Genomic DNA, 15,724 nt, shown 5'->3' with positions numbered 1-15,724 from the left:
TTCAATGAAATAAAATGGGAAAGTTAATTGTTTCATTATCGCCACACGCCCACGGCACCGATACCGTAGAGCGCAACATGTACGGTGTGATCATCGCCCTGATGCCTGCCCTGCTTGTGTCGTTCTACTTCTTCGGACTGGGTTCGGTCGTCGTTACTGCAACCAGTGTGGCAGCCTGCGTCTTCTTTGAGTGGGCTATCAGTAAATATATCCTGAAGCAGGAGCGCAACTCGGTGCTCGATGGCTCTGCCATCCTCACAGGTCTGCTCCTGGCGTTCAACCTGCCCTCCAACCTCCCCGTATGGATAATCCTTATCGGTGCACTCTTCGCCATTGGTGTGGCTAAGATGACGTTTGGAGGTCTGGGCAATAACCTCTTTAATCCTGCACTTGTGGGTCGTGCTGCTTTGCTTGTGGCCTTCCCTGCGCAGATGACCACTTGGCCGAAGGTAGGGCAGTGGGGGAGTTACCTCGATGCCGAGACGGGTGCCACACCGCTTTCTATCATGAAGTGGGCCATTAAGAGTGGTGATGCTTCGGTGCTTGATCAGTTACCTGATTCACTGAGTCTCTTCCTCGGAAACCATCCCGATGGTGCTGGTGCAATGGGTGAGATCTGTGCCTTGGCCCTGCTGTTAGGTCTGGCCTATATGCTGTGGAAGAAGATCATCACCTGGCATATCCCCGTCAGCATTATCGGTACTGTCTTCGTCTTTGCAGGCCTGCTGCATCTGTCCAATCCAGCCTATGCCGATCCTATTTCAGTGATCCTCTCCGGTGGACTGATGCTGGGTGCCATCTTCATGGCGACAGATTATGTAACCTCGCCAATGACACCTAAGGGACAGATTATCTATGGTGTGGCCATTGGCTTCCTGACGGTGGTCATCCGTAACTGGGGTGCTTATCCGGAGGGTATGTCGTTTGCCATTCTCATCATGAATGCGTTTACGCCGCTCATCAACAATTACGTTAAACCAAAACGATTCGGGGAGGTAGCAAAATGAAGAAATTAGAATCATCTTTAACTAATATGGTGCTGGTACTCACAGGAGTAGCAGTCATCATGGGGGCTATCCTCGCTTACGTGAACCACCTGACGGAGGGACCTATCAAGGCTCAGGACGAGAAGAAAATATCTGATGGTATTATTGCTGTAATAGGCAATCCCGATTTAATAGTTTCAAAGAAAGATACTGTTAAGCAGAATTATAGCGGGAAAGAATTAACTTATATTATTTACCAAGCTAAAGACAAGGAAGGTAAAGATCTTGGTGCCGCTGTTGAGTCTACTACAATGGGCTTCGGTGGTGATCTTAAAATACTTGTGGGGTTCGATCCTGAAGGTAAGGTTTTGGGTTATACTTTGTTGGCACATGCCGAGACACCAGGCCTCGGTGCCAAGGCCGACAAATGGTTCCAGAAGGGAGAGAAGGGTGACATCATCGGAAAGTCGCCTGCTGAACCCCTTACTGTATCGAAAGACGGTGGACAGGTGGATGCCATCACGGCCTCGACCATCACCAGCCGTGCTTTCCTTCTCGCAGTGAATAATGCATATAATGCTTACAAGGCAACACCCGTCGATGCACAGACGGGTGCCACCAAACAAGAAAAGGAGGATTAACGTATGAACGCAATACAGATTATTAAAAACGGTATCATCAAGGAGAACCCCACGTTCGTCCTGATGCTGGGTATGTGTCCTACGCTGGCCACTACCACCTCTGCCATCAACGGTATGTCGATGGGACTTGCCACGATGGCTGTGCTCATCTGCACCAATGTGGTTATCTCGTGCCTGAAGTCGGTGACCCCCGATAAGGTGCGCATCCCTGTGTTTATCGTCGTGATTGCTGCCTTTGTGACGATGCTCCAGCTGGTCATCAAGGCCTTCCTGCCTGATATCGACGCAGCCTTGGGACTGTTTATTCCGCTGATTGTGGTAAACTGTATCATCCTGGGTCGTGCTGAGGCTTTCGCTGCCAAGAATTCCCCCGTCGCTTCTCTGTTCGATGGTATTGGCATCGGCTTGGGCTTTACCTTAGGACTGACGCTGCTGGGCATCTGCCGAGAACTGTTGGGGTCTGGATCTATCTTCGGATTCACCCTGTTGCCAGAGTCTACCAATATCCTGCTCTTTGTACTGCCTCCGGGTGCCTTTATCACCCTCGGCTTCCTCATCGCCATCGTGAACAAAGTGAGGAACTCATAATGTTCAATGTTCAATGATCAATGTTCAATAAATAACATGGAATATATACTGATTTTCATTAGCGCCATCTTCGTGAACAACATCGTGTTGTCACAGTTCCTCGGCATCTGTCCGTTTCTTGGCGTATCGAAGAAGATAGACACCTCGTTGGGTATGTCGGCTGCTGTGGCCTTTGTGCTGACACTGGCCACCATCGTCACCTGGTGTGTACAGAAATATGTGCTCGATGCCTTTGGCCTGCAGTATCTGCAGACTATCGCTTTCATCCTCGTCATCGCCTCACTGGTGCAGATGGTGGAGATTGTGTTGAAGAAGGTGTCGCCTGCACTCTATCAGGCTTTAGGAATCTTCCTGCCATTGATTACGACCAACTGCGCCGTGCTTGGTGTGGCCATCCTCTGCATCCAGAAGGACTATGACCTCTTACAGTCTGTCATCTATGCCTTCTCTACTGCTATAGGCTTCGGCTTGGCCCTGACGGTCTTTGCAGGTATGCGAGAGCAGTTGGAATTAGTAAAAATCCCCAAAGGCATGCAGGGTATGGCAATTGTCATGCTCTCTGCTGGCTTGTTGAGCCTTGCCTTTATGGGATTTTCGGGTGTCGATGGAGGTCTGAAGCTTCTCTTCGGCCTCGACTAATGATCACCAATCGTCGTCGTCATTGCCCACGATGCCGTTCTTAACGGCTTCCTCCACCTTGTCGAGTACGGCATTGGAGTAGGCGTGGGTCATGACGAGGGCCTTGGCGCAAGTTCGTTTCTGGGCATCTTTTGCCACGAAGGGGTAGTGCTTGGCAATCTCCCACTGCTCGTCGTAGAGGTTGGCATTGGTCACATCGTCCTGCTTGCGCTTTGAGTCACCATAGGTCTTTTTGCTGTCATCGGTAGTACTGAGCCATCCGCCGCTGATATCAGTCAGCACGTCATAGTTCTGTACGGTATAGGTGACGCGCACCTTTCCATCCTTGATGTCGATACGGATAATCGGGGTGATATTAATTGAATAACTGTTAAAGGTACCCTGGTGTTCGGCGATGTTTCGAATCGTCGATGAGATGATGATACAACCAGCCTCTTTGTCGTTCAGTGTGATGGCCTGTTTATCCTGGAAGGTGGCCGTAGCCCAGTAGTTCATGGCCACATAGAGCTGCTGTTTGGTTTTGCCAGGAGCCTCAAACACTTGCTGGTATGTCAGCGATTCATTCTTGTCGAGTGTCAGTGTGCTGCCCAGGTTCATGGCAGCATCCAGCCACCTGTCACCATATTTCTCTTTGGCATATTTCTCCAAGTCTGCACTTTTCATTACTTGTGCCTGAGCACTCGTGCCCAGGACCATCAGTCCTGCCAGCACGAAACATTTCATGATTCTCATTACCTTTATTCTTTATGATTACTTCTATTTCTTGGTATAGTTCATGCGTACACGCTCCCAAGTGATGGTGCCGTCTTTCTTACAATGTACACGCACCAGATAGTCACCCGGATTCGGGTTGTTCGCTTCGCACATGGAGTCGAGCGTCAGGTATTCCACACCGCTCACTTTCTCATAATCCCACTTATGGACATGTCCGAGGAATACCATCGATGCATTCCACTCAGCAAACTTATCCAGCAGGAAGAACATCTCCTCACGGGCAAACGTCGAGGCGAACTCCACGGCACGTGGACGGAAAATGTTCGTATGGCTGAAGATGAACGTGTGGCGGGTCTTCATGCCTATTTCCTCATTATACTTATCGTCGAGTACACCTTCTTCAATCAACTCCACCTGTTCCCTGCCAAGTGTTCCGCTGGCTGTATCCAGGAAGATGAAGTGATCGTATATGTGTGTATAATCCGAGGTGATGTCGGCCAGAACATATACATCGTAGAATGATGAATGGAACAGGCTTGACCAAAGTGCCCATCCATTGTGGGTGATGTCGTGGTTACCCACCACAGGGAAGAAAGGCAGTGGAACGTCTTCTGTGTCAAAATAGACCTGATTGTTCAAGGTGTCCGTATACATAGTGTACTTTATACCTTCGTCCTCGACTTCCTCTTTTATGAAGAACTTATTGGCATACATCTCCTTAGCTCTCTGGATACTGTTGTCGAGGTTGATGTAGTACTCGGCCTTCGTATCTGCGATGTCGCCCAGGTGGGCATAGAGCAGGTCTTTCCCCTCAATACCGATTGAGAACATCTCGTCCATGCGCCCAGGGTCGTCAGTCACATGGCTGTCAGATCCCACAAGGAAGGTGTATTCATCAGCATCCTTAGGAGCAGTCAGATCCTTATATTCCATCTTATGCTGCTTGAAATAAATGTTCGACATCTTCACACGGTCCTCCACACCCGTACCTGCTACGAGCACGCCGATGGGACTTACTTTTTCGCATGATGTGAACAAGATGGCAGCAACGACTGCCAGCAGTGTATATTGTAGCTTTTTCATAATTACCAAACGTATTTAATTCCTAACTTTCCTGATGTCTCATATTTACTGGCCAGCTGGCTCATACTGCCTGCAGGGCGGATGTTGAGCTCGCCAAACAACTGTATGTCCTTCACTAATGGTGTATAGAAGTTCAAACCCCAGTTGATATTCCAGTTCTCATAATAGAAGTCGTCGTAGTTACGGAAGAAGAGTCCTATGTTCCAGGGGTTCGTGCGTGGACGGATATTGAGGCCGAAGCCGAAGGTCAGCGTCAGCGGCTCCGTATAGCCGAAGTCCAGGATATTGTAGTGGATATACGACTCTCCTACACGCAGATAGATGTAAGGAGTCTCCCACGTGACGGCGAGATTGGCAATGACCTCGTTGGCTCCCCAACGTTGGTAACGGTTATACAACAGCTTGCCGTCGAAATAGAAGTCCATCCACTTGACAGGCAGACGGTAGCCACCCTGCACGTCTGCAGAATAGAGCTGTTTGCCAAACTGAACCTGGACATCAGCACCAGCATGCCAGCGGTCGGTGAAGTGGCGTTTGTACGAAGCCTCCAGTCCGCCGAAAGCGCCAACCACCACGTTATGGCCTCCCATCACATAACCAGAGATTTCATTTTTGTGTTCCCCGTCGTATTTGTGCAGGCCTGTAAATGAGATTTGCGCCTGACAGATGCCGACAAAGAGCATCATAGCAGTAAAAAGTGTTAATCTTTTCATATCGTTTGTTGTAATTTTGGATTATAGCCTGAGTCCTAACGATGCGTTAATATACCATTCATTCAACCGTCCTTTCATATAGTCGGTCTTATAATTGAAATTGCTGAATTGTCCGAAGGCATTGAAAAACAGACGTTCGCTCCACTCATAGGTGATCGACAGTCTTGCGTCGACATTCAGCCTGATGTTCGAATTATGGGTTTCTTCTTCAGTAAGCCAGATCTTATAGTTGGCATCATCCATATCCATGGCATCCTCCCAACCTTCTTTTTGCATGACTTCCTTGAGGGTCGAGTTAAAATACCGCATCTTGTGGTGATTGTAGAAGGTCACCATGGGTATGGCCATCGCACTGATCAGCAGCCCCTTCACAGGCACCCAGTTGTAGATATACCCCACACCCGCACTGATCTGGTCCGTCTTGAACACGCCGATATCGCTCATCAGCATGATCAGGTCGGCGTTAAGGTCGTTGTCATACTCTGTGGAAGAGTGGAAATACATCGCTCCAGCCATCAGCGAACCCGATGAGCGCTTTTGGAAAACGCTCTGGTCGTAAGCTGCTGCATACGAACATCTTTTATTAAAGAGGTAATAGCCGTCGAGGAAAAGTGCCCTCGTCTTGATGGGACTGCCAATTTCTACCTTACCGTTATATTCGATGGGCGCAAATATCGCTTCCCCGTCCTCAGTCACCTCGTCCAGACCTGTTCCTTTCATATACACCTCAGGTTCGTCATTGTCAAACCAGTGTATGCGCAGGTTCACACCATAGCTGCCTCCCGTAGCACCGAAGGTCAGGATGCGGCCCTTGTCGCCTCCCACATTCCAGGAGTAGCCAAAGCCGTAGCCCCTGTAGCCTGCCCAGAAACCGAGATAGGTAGCCGGATTGGTCTTGATGCGGGGCTCCCAGGTCAAGTCTCCCACAAAAAAGGGCATCACCTCTTCAGCCTCATTGGTCGATGTGCTCAGCTTCAAGTCCGACTGGTTGATGTTGCCTCTCAGGATTACCTGCCATGGCTTCTTGGGGGCGTCGATGTATCTGCGGTCCAAGCCCTTCACCGACAATGAATCGAGGAAAGTCCCTGCTTTCTTAACCAGCGAGACCACTTGTGATCCGAAATTGTCTGTTTCTGCATGGAGCCTCCATGGCATCATTATGATGATAGCCAAAATAGCTAATAGTTTCTTATCCATACAACCTTATATATTGGTTATTTCAGTGCAAAGTTATGAAAAAAAACAAAAATACCAAATAAATTCCAAAAAAAGTAGTACCTTTGCACCGATTTTTTAAAGTTAACCCCTCGTCGCATCCTCAGAGTAGGGTGGGAGCGCACTTAAAAGAAGGCGGTGGTAAACATCAAGACGTCCGGTTCTCGGGTAGGGCTGGCATAGTACGCAAGGGATATGTCTAACATTTAATTTTTAGCTCATATGGCACAAATGAATTTTGGTGGCGTTGTTGAGACAGTAGTCACCAGCAAGGAGTTCTCACTCGAGAAAGCACGTGAAGTATTGAAGGATGAGGTTATCGCCGTCATCGGTTATGGTGTACAGGGTCCTGGACAGGCCTGCAACCTGCGCGACAATGGTTTTAATGTGATCGTTGGTCAGCGCCCCGGTAAGACCTACGACAAGGCCGTTGCCGATGGTTGGGTACCTGGCGAGACGCTGTTCTCTATTGAAGAGGCTGCCGAGAAGGGCACCATCCTCTGCATGCTGCTCTCCGACGCTGGTCAGATCCAGCAGTGGCCCACCATCAAGAAATATCTGAAGCCGGGCAAGACCCTTTACTATTCTCATGGTTTCGCCATCAACTGGAGCGACCGCACAGGTGTGGTTCCCCCTGCAGATGTCGATGTGATCATGGTGGCTCCTAAGGGTTCTGGTACTTCTCTTCGCACCATGTTCTGCGAAGGCCGTGGTCTGAACTGCTCTTACGCTATCTATCAGGATGCTACAGGCAAGGCCAAGGATAAGACGATTGCCTTCGGTATCGGTATTGGTGCCGGCTATTTGTTCGAGACAACCTTCCAGCGCGAGGCTACCTCTGACCTCACTGGTGAGCGCGGTTCTCTGATGGGTGCCATCCAGGGTCTGCTGCTGGCACAGTATGAGGTGCTCCGCGAGCATGGACACTCTCCCTCTGAGGCTTTCAACGAGACCGTTGAGGAGCTCACCCAGAGCCTTGGCCCGCTCTTCGGTGCTAAGGGTATGGACTGGATGTATGCCAACTGCTCAACCACGGCTCAGCGTGGTGCCCTCGACTGGGCTCCCCGTTTCCACGATGCCATCAAGCCTGTGATGGAGTGGCTCTACTACTCTGTACAGACGGGTAACGAGGCTCAGATCACCATCGACGCCAACTCAAAGCCCGACTACCGTGCTGGCTTGGAGAAAGAGCTGGAGGCCATGCGCAACCAGGAGATGTGGCGCGCTGGCGAGACCGTACGCAAGCTGCGCCCTGAGAATCAGGAATTATAATCAACCGTCAAATTGCGGGGGTGTGCGCACCCCCGCAATTCATTTTTATCAATCATAATGGGAAAGTTAGTAATCAATTCGTATGATGAATTCGCAGCCCATCTGGGTGAGGAACTCGGTGCAAGTGACTGGCTGCAAGTAGATCAAGACCGTATTAACCTCTTTGCCGATGCCACGCTCGACCACCAGTGGATTCATGTCGATGTGGAGCGCGCCAAGAAAGAGAGCCAGTATCAGAGTACCATCGCGCATGGTTATCTGACGCTGTCGCTGTTGCCCTATTTGTGGGATCAGATCATCGAGGTGAACAACATCAAGATGCTCGTCAACTACGGCATGGACAAGATGCGTTTTGGTCAGCCAGTGATTACTGGCTCAAAGGTGCGCTTGGTAACGAAGCTGCACAACATTCAGAACCTGCGTGGTATCTGCAAGGCTGAGATCGAATTTAAGATTGAGATTGAGGGACAGCGCAAGCCTGCCCTTGAAGGTATTGCATCGTTCCTGTACTATTTTATCTAACACATGGGAGGCTTTTTTGGAACCATCAGCACGAAGAGCTGTGTGAACGATCTGTTCTACGGCACAGACTACAACTCTCACCTCGGCACCAAGCGTGCCGGTATGGTGATGTTTGACAAAGAAAAAGGCTTCAGCCGTAAAATCCATAACCTGGAGCGCGACTATTTCCGCTCGAAGTTCGAGGATGAGCTCGACTCGTTCTCTGGCAATCAGGGCATCGGCGTCATCAGTGATACCGATCCTCAGCCCATTCTCGTGAATTCCCACTTAGGCCGTTATACCGTGGTCACTGTGGCGAAGATCAACAACATGGACGAGATTGCCCAGGAACTGCTCGACCGCCGCATGCACTTCAGTGAGTATTCTGCCAACACCATCAACCAGACGGAACTCGTGGCACTGCTCATCAACATGGGGCGCACCTTCGTCGAGGGCATCAACCTCGTCTATCGTAAGATTGAAGGCTCGTGCTCAATGCTCATCATGACGGAGAATGGTATCATCGCCGCCCGAGACTTCCTGGGGCGTACACCTATTGTGATAGGAAAGAAAGAGGGGGCCTACGCTGTATCGAGCGAGACCACCAGTTTCCCCAACCTCGACTTCCACCGCGTCAGAGACCTCGGCCCTGGAGAGATTGTCTATCTCACTGCCGACAAGATGGAAGTGCTGCAGGAGCCCTTCAAGCGCGAGCAGATCTGTTCGTTCCTGTGGGTCTACTACGGTTTCCCCGCCTCCGACTATAATGGCATTAACGTGGAATATGTGCGTGAGACCAACGGTAAGATGATGGGTGAGAAGGATGATACCGAAGTCGACTGTGTCTGTGGCGTGCCCGACTCTGGTGTCGGAATGGCCTTGGGATATGCCGAAGGTAAAAAGGTGCCCTACAAGCGTGCCGTACTGAAATACACGCCCACATGGCCCCGCTCGTTCACCCCTGGCAATCAGGAGCGTCGTGCGCTGGTGGCCAAGATGAAGCTCATCCCCAACCCCTCGCTGTTGAAGGATCAGCGCGTGGTGTTCTGCGACGACTCTATCGTGCGTGGCACCCAGCTCAAGGACAATGTCCGCACCTTCTTCGAGTATGGTGCCAAGGAGGTTCACTGTCGTATCTCTTGTCCGCCACTGGTCTACGGCTGCCCGTTTATCGGCTTCACCTCGTCGAAGAGCGATATGGAGCTTATCACGCGCCGTATCATCAAGGACTTCGAGGGCGACGACAAGAAGAATCTGGAGAAATACGCCCAGACCGACTCTCCCGAATATAAGCGCATGGTCGATGAGATTGCCAAGCGCCTGGGGCTCACCACGCTGAAGTTTGCCAAGCTCGAGGACCTCATCAAGTCCATCGGCATGGAGAAATGCCACGTCTGCACTCACTGCTTCGATGGCTCCAGCTACTGCCATGAGCACGACAATGAAGACAACCGTCAGCTGAAGATTGATTTCTAGCGCGAGAGAGATAATAGACTATGGTAATGATGGAAGGCGACGCTCCCGAATTATTCCCCGAAGCAGCTAGCTCCAAGACCGGGGTGACGGTAGCTTATACCCCAGACCCTGAGAAGCTCTGGTTCGTCTTCCGTGCGTCCTACGGGCGTGAAGACCGTGCCTTCGACTATCTCGTCGACGATGGCACCTATAGTTATATCGCCAAGCGGTATGTGGAGAAATATGTGCATGGCAAGCGCAAGCGGGTGTTGGAGACGCTGATTCCCAACCTGCTGTTTGTCTACACCACCAAGGAGAAGGCCGACGCCTATGTCAAGACTACGCCCGAGCTCTCCTTTCTCACCTATTATTATAATCACTTCCAGCTCGACAGTGAGCAGAAGAACCCGCCCCTGGTGATTCCCCGTCGTGAGATGGACAATTTTATCCGTGCCACTTGGAGCCACAATGAGCACCTGCTCTTTGTCGAGCCTGCCCAGTGCCACTATAAGAGTGGTGATGCAGTGCGAGTCGTCGACGGATTGTTCCGAGGCGTAGAGGGTAGGGTAGCGCGTGTCTCAGGTCAGCAGCGTGTGGTGCTGTCGCTCTCGAAGATCGGGCTCATCTCCACGGCTTATATACCAACTGCATTTATAGAAAAGGTAGAAAGGTAAAAAAGTAAAAAGGTAAAAAGTAACAATATGAAGTATGCTCTTGTAACAGGCGGATCCAGAGGCTTAGGCAAAGCCATCTGTTTGGAAATTGCAGAGATGGGCATTCCCGTCATCATCAATTACCAGTCGAACGAGACAGCCGCCAACGAAGTCAAGTCACTGATCGAGGCTCAGGGCGGCCTGGCCGAACTGATGCGCTTCGATGTCAGTCAGAAGGAACAGGCTGAGGCAGCCCTCGACGGTTGGCAGGATGCCCACCCCGACGACTATATCGCCTACTTAGTGAATAATGCCGGCATCCGTCGCGACAACATGATGTTCATGATGCCCGATGCCGATTGGCATGCTGTGCTCGACACCACGCTCAACGGCTTTTTCTACGTCACCCGTAAGCTGCTGCCCAAGATGATGCAGCGCCGTCATGGTGGTCGTATCGTCAACATGGCCTCGCTCTCAGGCCTGAAGGGCATGCAGGGGCAGACCAACTACAGTGCTGCGAAGGCAGCCCTCATCGGAGCCACGAAAGCCCTCGCCCTCGAGGTGGCTGCCCGTAGTGTCACCGTCAATGCCGTTGCCCCAGGCTTTATCGACACCGACATGACCAAGGAACTGCCTCAGGACGAGCTGAAGGAGCTCGTTCCCATGAAGCGCTTCGGCAAGCCCGAAGAAGTGGCTGCACTGGTAAAATTCCTGCTTTCCGATGCAGCGTCGTATATCACAGGAGAAGTCATATCTATTAACGGAGGACTATATACCTAATTGAAAATTGAAGATTGAATATTGAAAATTGAAGATTGAAAATTGAAATAATGGAAAGAAGAGTAGTAGTAACTGGTATGGGCATCTGGTCTTGTATCGGCACAAGTATTGAAGAAGTTAAGGAATCACTTTATAACGGAAAGTCGGGCATCGGCATCGATCAGGAGCGTCTCGACTATGGTTTCCGCTCAGGTCTCACAGGCATCGTGCCTCGCCCGGTGCTCAAGGGCATCCTCGACCGTCGTACCCGCATGGGCCTCTCCGAAGAGGCTGAATACGCCTTCATGGCCAGCAAGGACGCTTTTGCGATGGCTGGCATCGACGACCAGTATCTCCTCGACAACGAGGTGGGCGTCATCTTCGGCAACGACTCCTCAGCGAAGGCTGTCGTTGAGGCCGATCATATCATGGCCGAGCGCCACGACTCTGCGATGATTGGCTCAGGACTCATCTTCCAGGGCATGAACTCCACGGTCAACATGAACATGAACACCATCTTCCACCTGCGTGGTGTCAACTTCTCCGTCAGCTCTGCCTGCGCCAGCGGCTCTCACTCCATCGGACTGAGTTATCTGCTCATCAAGCAGGGTCTGCAGGATGTGATCCTCTGCGGTGGTGCCCAGGAGGTCAACAAATACAGCATGTCGTCGTTCGATGCGCTCAACGCCTTCTCCGTCCGTATGGACGAGCCCACGAAGGCCTCACGCCCCTTCGATCGCGATCGCGACGGACTCATCCCCAGCGGTGGTGCTGCAGCCCTTGTGCTCGAAGACTACGACCATGCCGTAGCGCGTGGTGCCAAGATCATCGCCGAGATCTGCGGCTATGGCTTCTCCAGCAATGGCGGAGGCATCTCTGAGCCCAGCGACCAGGGCAGCTACGTGGCCATGACGCGCGCCATGCAGGATGCCGGCGTCGAGCCAAAGGATATCGACTATGTCAATGCCCACGCCACCTCTACCCATCAGGGCGATATGTACGAGGCCATGGCCCTCAACCGCCTGTTCAAGGGTCAGCGTGCCCTCATCAGCTCCACCAAGTCGATGACTGGTCATGAGTGCTGGATGGCTGGCGCCAGCGAGGCTGTCTACTCCATCATCATGATGCAGAATGGATTCGTGGCTCCCAACATCAACTTCGAGAACCCCGACGAATACTCCGAGGGCCTGAACCTCGCAGCCAAGACAGTAGATACTGAGGTCAACACCGTGCTCAGCAACTCCTTTGGCTTCGGTGGCACCAACTCCGCCCTTGTCATCAAGAAAGTGTAAATGGGAGTTCGACGCCTGCTTCTCACCGTGGTGCTGGGTTGCTCGCTCTCAGCTTCCGCCCAGTATAATCCCTGGGTGATAGGGCTCCATGCCAGCAGCACCAGCCTCTACACCAACACCGTCCTCAGCCTTGGCGAGGTGTTCGTCAACAACCTCATTGCCAACAAGATGGACGGTGTCACCTCTTATCATTTTACAGTCTACAACTACCACGACCTGAAGATGGAGAGTCCTGAGGGGGATGTCCGAGTGAAGCGCAACACCTTCTATGGCCTCACCGCCTTCGACCTCTTCAACGACTTCGAGGTGGGCCTCAAATTCGGCTGGCACGAGCTTACGTCGCCCTTTGGGGCCTATCTCTATGCCACCTACGGCATGAACCAATACAAGATAGAGTTCCCCGAAGATACGGGCTACAAGCGCCATGAGCTGCAGAACATCCGTATCGGGGCCGAGTTTGAGCTCACGCCCCTGGTCGACAATCTGCCCGATGGCGGTGTCAGTCCTATTCTCTCCGTCAAGACGTCGTATATCAAGAACTTCAAATATACGGGTCCCGAGGGCTTCGATCTCGACATGGTCAACAATGGCTTCCGCTCCACCTTCGCCGCTGGTGTCACCTATGGCGAGGACGGCTGCTATGCCGCCATGCTCTTCCTCGACATTGTCCACTACAACATCTTCAAGAACCTCCGCACGCGCGATATGAACATCGGCCTCCGCCTCGGTGTCAAACTCTTCGACGATTAACTGCAATCCACCATTTTTGTTTTTTTTTGCTAAAAATTTGGAAGATTCCAGAATAATGCGTATCTTTGCTGCCAACATAAACCATATTAATAACGTTCAAAACATTACAACAAATGAAAACTAAAATCAAAAACCTTCTGGGCGCAGCCATCATGATGGTTCTCCCGCTCTCCTTCACCTCGTGTGATGACATCCTCGGCCATTGGGAAAAAAAGCCCGTTCCTGTACAAGCCTTTATGTTCAAGCAGATTCTTGATACAGGTGGCACCCTAAACGTTAAGTTCAATTTCAGTGGAACCGACTATTCCGTAACTTTCAAAAAGGTTGGTGAAAAATATCAGGTTCAGGCTGATGGTAGTATTAATATTAATGATTATGCTTTGAATTACAAAGATGGTCTACTTGTTCTGAATTATATGCCTGATGGTAATATTCTAGGTCAGATTTTCTTCGATCCCGAAAAGAACACTTTCTATATTATTAATGATCTCGGTTGGAATCTGACTTTTGATGGTAAGGTCACTGTCAATGAAATTCAGGGAGCTCTCACGAATGCTTGCCCCAAAAAGGCGCAAATAGTTGATCCTGATGACGCTACTACTCCAGTTAGTTATGTTTATTATAGTGAAGGTGAGACATGGCAAAATGTCATTGATAGATCTGCTATTAGTAGCGTCGAAGGTAAGTTTACAGCAAAAGAAACTAAAGTGCTTGTCACGCAGGGAACTTATGCAGGTACCTTAAAAAATAACGATGGCTCAACTGATACCAATGTGAGTGACCCCGTCAGCGATGAATTACCTTATAAACTAAAATTAGCAGCACCTGCTCTTGCAGACTAAAATCCCCCATTCAACAAAAAGCCAGAAGCAATAAAAAAATGAACCCCGAGAGTTAGACAAAAAACTTTCGGGGTTCAATTCAAAAACAAATAAAAACCGTAAGCCAATATGAAGAAATCAATTCAAGCCTTGATGATGGCCGCTGCGATGCTGGCGGGGTCGATGGTATTTACCTCTTGTGAAGAAATCCTCGGCGAGTGGAGCCGCCCTGCTCCTAATCCTGTTACACCCACGCCCACGCCCGAGCCAGATCCCACACTCATGCTCAAAACCCCGCTGACGCTGGAGGCCGCTATGGCGGGTGCCAAAGTGACGTTTAAGGCCGACAAAGCTAATGTCGCAAAAGATATCGAATACAGTACTGATGGCGGTGCGACTTGGACTTCAGGAAACACCGGAGGCAGCGGCGTAGAGGTTACTCTGGCCAATATAGGCGACAAGGTGATGTTCCGTGGTGATAATAGTCAATACGGGAAAGATAATGGAAATAACAACCCGCCTTCTTATAATACAATTTCTTGCACAGCCGATTGCTACGTCTATGGCAACATCATGAGTCTGATCGATAAGACCGGTTTTGCTACTAATAAAGTGTTGCCAAAGGGTACGAATACTTTCTACTATTTGTTCAAAGACAACACTTGTCTTAAAAACCATCCCAATGCTGCTTATACGCTTGAATTGCCCGCCACAACGCTGAAAGAGTATTGCTATCGTAGCATGTTCTTCGGCTGCGCAGCACTGGTGACGCCCCCGGCATTGCCAGCCACAAAGCTGGAAAACAGTTGCTATAATGCCATGTTCTTCGGCTGCGCAGCACTGGTGACGCCCCCGGCATTGCCTGCCACAGAGCTGAAAAATAATTGCTACCAATCTATGTTCGATAATTGCACATCATTGGAAACGACGCCCAGATTGCCAGCCACAGAGCTGAAAAAAGGTTGCTACTATAGCATGTTCGAAGACTGCACCAGCCTCAAAGAAGCTTGGGTAAAGGCAAATGTCAAAGTGGGCGCTCCTGACAATGAGTGCGATAATATGTTCGAGGACTGCCCCAATGCTTCCACAAGCCAATTCCATACAGGTGACAGCAAGGCGAATTGGACAGCTGCATTCCCGAACCTCTCCCAGTGGCAATTCTCAGCCTACGAATAAACGCAATAATCCCCGCCAATCGGCGGGGATTACTCTTTGTCTACATACCCATGCACGAGGTAGCTCCCAGTGCCGTGAGTACGGCCGTGATGACCGACGCTATGATCTGCAGCGTCCACTTCAACGTCTCCTTCTTCGTCATCATTCACCTCCTTCCTGATGGGTTGCTACTGCGAACGAGCCGATGGGAATCTTCTCCTGATAGGTGCGCTCCTTGCCGTCGACGATCTTCTTCTTCGACTCCACCACGTAGGCGGCCTTAAAGGTACACTCGTCCTTCAGCGCGCGACTGGTGAGCTTCTCGCCCTTCGAGTTCTCGGGGACGAAGCGCAGGTGTACACCCGCAATCAGGTTGTCTACTCCCACTGCCAGCGACTTCTCCACCGTGTCCTGCGCCTTCTTGCCGTCGCTCTCGATGCTGGGCGAGAACGTGCCGAAGCCATCCAGCTTCACAGGCTGACCCTGG

Annotated in this window: 19 protein-coding genes; 13 read left to right on the top strand and 6 right to left on the bottom strand. The window is 50.9% G+C overall.

Going from position 1 to position 15,724, the window contains the following annotated elements:
• Positions 1-14: 14 nt before the first annotated feature.
• From BMY16_RS13800 to rsxA, 4 genes are read left to right on the top strand one after another with little or no spacing between them, the layout of a single operon-like run.
• Positions 15-1,007, top strand: a complete 993-nt coding sequence (locus BMY16_RS13800) for an RnfABCDGE type electron transport complex subunit D (RefSeq protein WP_091843607.1) — start codon at positions 15-17, stop codon at positions 1,005-1,007.
• Entirely contained in the window at positions 1,004-1,627 is a 624-nt protein-coding gene (locus tag BMY16_RS13795; protein ID WP_091843604.1) for an RnfABCDGE type electron transport complex subunit G, read from the top strand. Before BMY16_RS13800 ends, BMY16_RS13795 begins: the two co-directional genes overlap by 4 nt.
• 3 nt (positions 1,628-1,630) lie before the next feature.
• The gene (gene rsxE / locus BMY16_RS13790) at positions 1,631-2,215 is read left to right on the top strand and encodes an electron transport complex subunit RsxE (RefSeq protein ID WP_091843601.1); all 585 of its coding nucleotides are present in this window, start codon (positions 1,631-1,633) and stop codon (positions 2,213-2,215) included.
• 36 nt (positions 2,216-2,251) lie between these two features.
• The gene (gene rsxA / locus BMY16_RS13785) at positions 2,252-2,854 is read left to right on the top strand and encodes an electron transport complex subunit RsxA (protein WP_091843598.1); all 603 of its coding nucleotides are present in this window, start codon (positions 2,252-2,254) and stop codon (positions 2,852-2,854) included.
• A gap of 3 nt (positions 2,855-2,857) precedes the next feature.
• Here rsxA and BMY16_RS13780 read toward each other — a convergent pair whose 3' ends face one another.
• From BMY16_RS13780 to BMY16_RS13765, 4 genes are read right to left on the bottom strand one after another with little or no spacing between them, the layout of a single operon-like run.
• Positions 2,858-3,586: a DUF4468 domain-containing protein gene (locus BMY16_RS13780; RefSeq protein ID WP_317614787.1), complete on the bottom strand. Its 729-nt coding sequence runs from the start codon at positions 3,584-3,586 to the stop codon at positions 2,858-2,860.
• 24 nt (positions 3,587-3,610) lie between these two features.
• Positions 3,611-4,651 carry a metallophosphoesterase family protein gene (locus tag BMY16_RS13775; protein WP_091843596.1) on the bottom strand — a complete coding sequence of 347 codons (1,041 nt, stop codon included), beginning with the start codon at positions 4,649-4,651 and terminating at the stop codon, positions 3,611-3,613.
• 2 nt (positions 4,652-4,653) lie between these two features.
• Positions 4,654-5,364 (bottom strand): hypothetical protein, encoded by a 711-nt coding sequence (locus tag BMY16_RS13770; protein WP_139207239.1) that lies wholly within the window; start codon positions 5,362-5,364, stop codon positions 4,654-4,656.
• A gap of 21 nt (positions 5,365-5,385) precedes the next feature.
• Positions 5,386-6,561: a DUF4421 family protein gene (locus BMY16_RS13765; RefSeq protein WP_091843590.1), complete on the bottom strand. Its 1,176-nt coding sequence runs from the start codon at positions 6,559-6,561 to the stop codon at positions 5,386-5,388.
• 240 nt (positions 6,562-6,801) lie between these two features.
• Here BMY16_RS13765 and ilvC point away from each other — a divergent pair, with 240 nt between their 5' ends.
• From ilvC to BMY16_RS13720, 9 genes are all read left to right on the top strand, one after another.
• The gene (gene ilvC, locus BMY16_RS13760) at positions 6,802-7,851 is read left to right on the top strand and encodes a ketol-acid reductoisomerase (protein WP_091843587.1); all 1,050 of its coding nucleotides are present in this window, start codon (positions 6,802-6,804) and stop codon (positions 7,849-7,851) included.
• Positions 7,852-7,908: 57 nt separating this feature from the next.
• On the top strand, positions 7,909-8,373 hold the full coding sequence (locus BMY16_RS13755) for a MaoC family dehydratase (RefSeq protein ID WP_091843584.1): 465 nt from the start codon (positions 7,909-7,911) through the stop codon (positions 8,371-8,373).
• A gap of 3 nt (positions 8,374-8,376) precedes the next feature.
• Positions 8,377-9,828: an amidophosphoribosyltransferase gene (locus BMY16_RS13750; protein ID WP_091843582.1), complete on the top strand. Its 1,452-nt coding sequence runs from the start codon at positions 8,377-8,379 to the stop codon at positions 9,826-9,828.
• 26 nt (positions 9,829-9,854) lie between these two features.
• Entirely contained in the window at positions 9,855-10,481 is a 627-nt protein-coding gene (locus tag BMY16_RS13745) for a UpxY family transcription antiterminator (RefSeq protein ID WP_091843579.1), read from the top strand.
• A gap of 27 nt (positions 10,482-10,508) precedes the next feature.
• Positions 10,509-11,240 (top strand): flexirubin biosynthesis SDR family reductase FlxB, encoded by a 732-nt coding sequence (fabG, locus tag BMY16_RS13740; protein WP_091843576.1) that lies wholly within the window; start codon positions 10,509-10,511, stop codon positions 11,238-11,240.
• A gap of 50 nt (positions 11,241-11,290) precedes the next feature.
• The gene (locus BMY16_RS13735) at positions 11,291-12,511 is read left to right on the top strand and encodes a beta-ketoacyl-[acyl-carrier-protein] synthase family protein (RefSeq protein ID WP_091843571.1); all 1,221 of its coding nucleotides are present in this window, start codon (positions 11,291-11,293) and stop codon (positions 12,509-12,511) included.
• The gene (locus BMY16_RS13730) at positions 12,512-13,261 is read left to right on the top strand and encodes a hypothetical protein (protein ID WP_091843568.1); all 750 of its coding nucleotides are present in this window, start codon (positions 12,512-12,514) and stop codon (positions 13,259-13,261) included.
• Positions 13,262-13,374: 113 nt separating this feature from the next.
• On the top strand, positions 13,375-14,103 hold the full coding sequence (locus BMY16_RS13725; RefSeq protein WP_091843565.1) for a hypothetical protein: 729 nt from the start codon (positions 13,375-13,377) through the stop codon (positions 14,101-14,103).
• A gap of 108 nt (positions 14,104-14,211) precedes the next feature.
• Entirely contained in the window at positions 14,212-15,258 is a 1,047-nt protein-coding gene (locus BMY16_RS13720) for a hypothetical protein (RefSeq protein ID WP_139207237.1), read from the top strand.
• 40 nt (positions 15,259-15,298) lie between these two features.
• Here BMY16_RS13720 and BMY16_RS15595 read toward each other — a convergent pair whose 3' ends face one another.
• Together BMY16_RS15595 and BMY16_RS15590 are read right to left on the bottom strand one after the other, a co-directional pair.
• Positions 15,299-15,403: a smalltalk protein gene (locus BMY16_RS15595; protein ID WP_411267755.1), complete on the bottom strand. Its 105-nt coding sequence runs from the start codon at positions 15,401-15,403 to the stop codon at positions 15,299-15,301.
• A partial coding sequence (locus tag BMY16_RS15590) for a hypothetical protein (RefSeq protein WP_411267783.1) occupies positions 15,400-15,724 on the bottom strand: 325 nt, incomplete at its 5' end. The genes BMY16_RS15590 and BMY16_RS15595, both read right to left, overlap by 4 nt.

Origin of the sequence: Prevotella sp. ne3005 (assembly GCF_900110085.1) — a bacterium.
Classification (GTDB): Bacteria; Bacteroidota; Bacteroidia; order Bacteroidales; family Bacteroidaceae; genus Prevotella.
The sequence above is the reverse complement of the archived record's forward strand: the minus strand, read 5'-3'. Positions and strand labels throughout refer to the sequence as shown.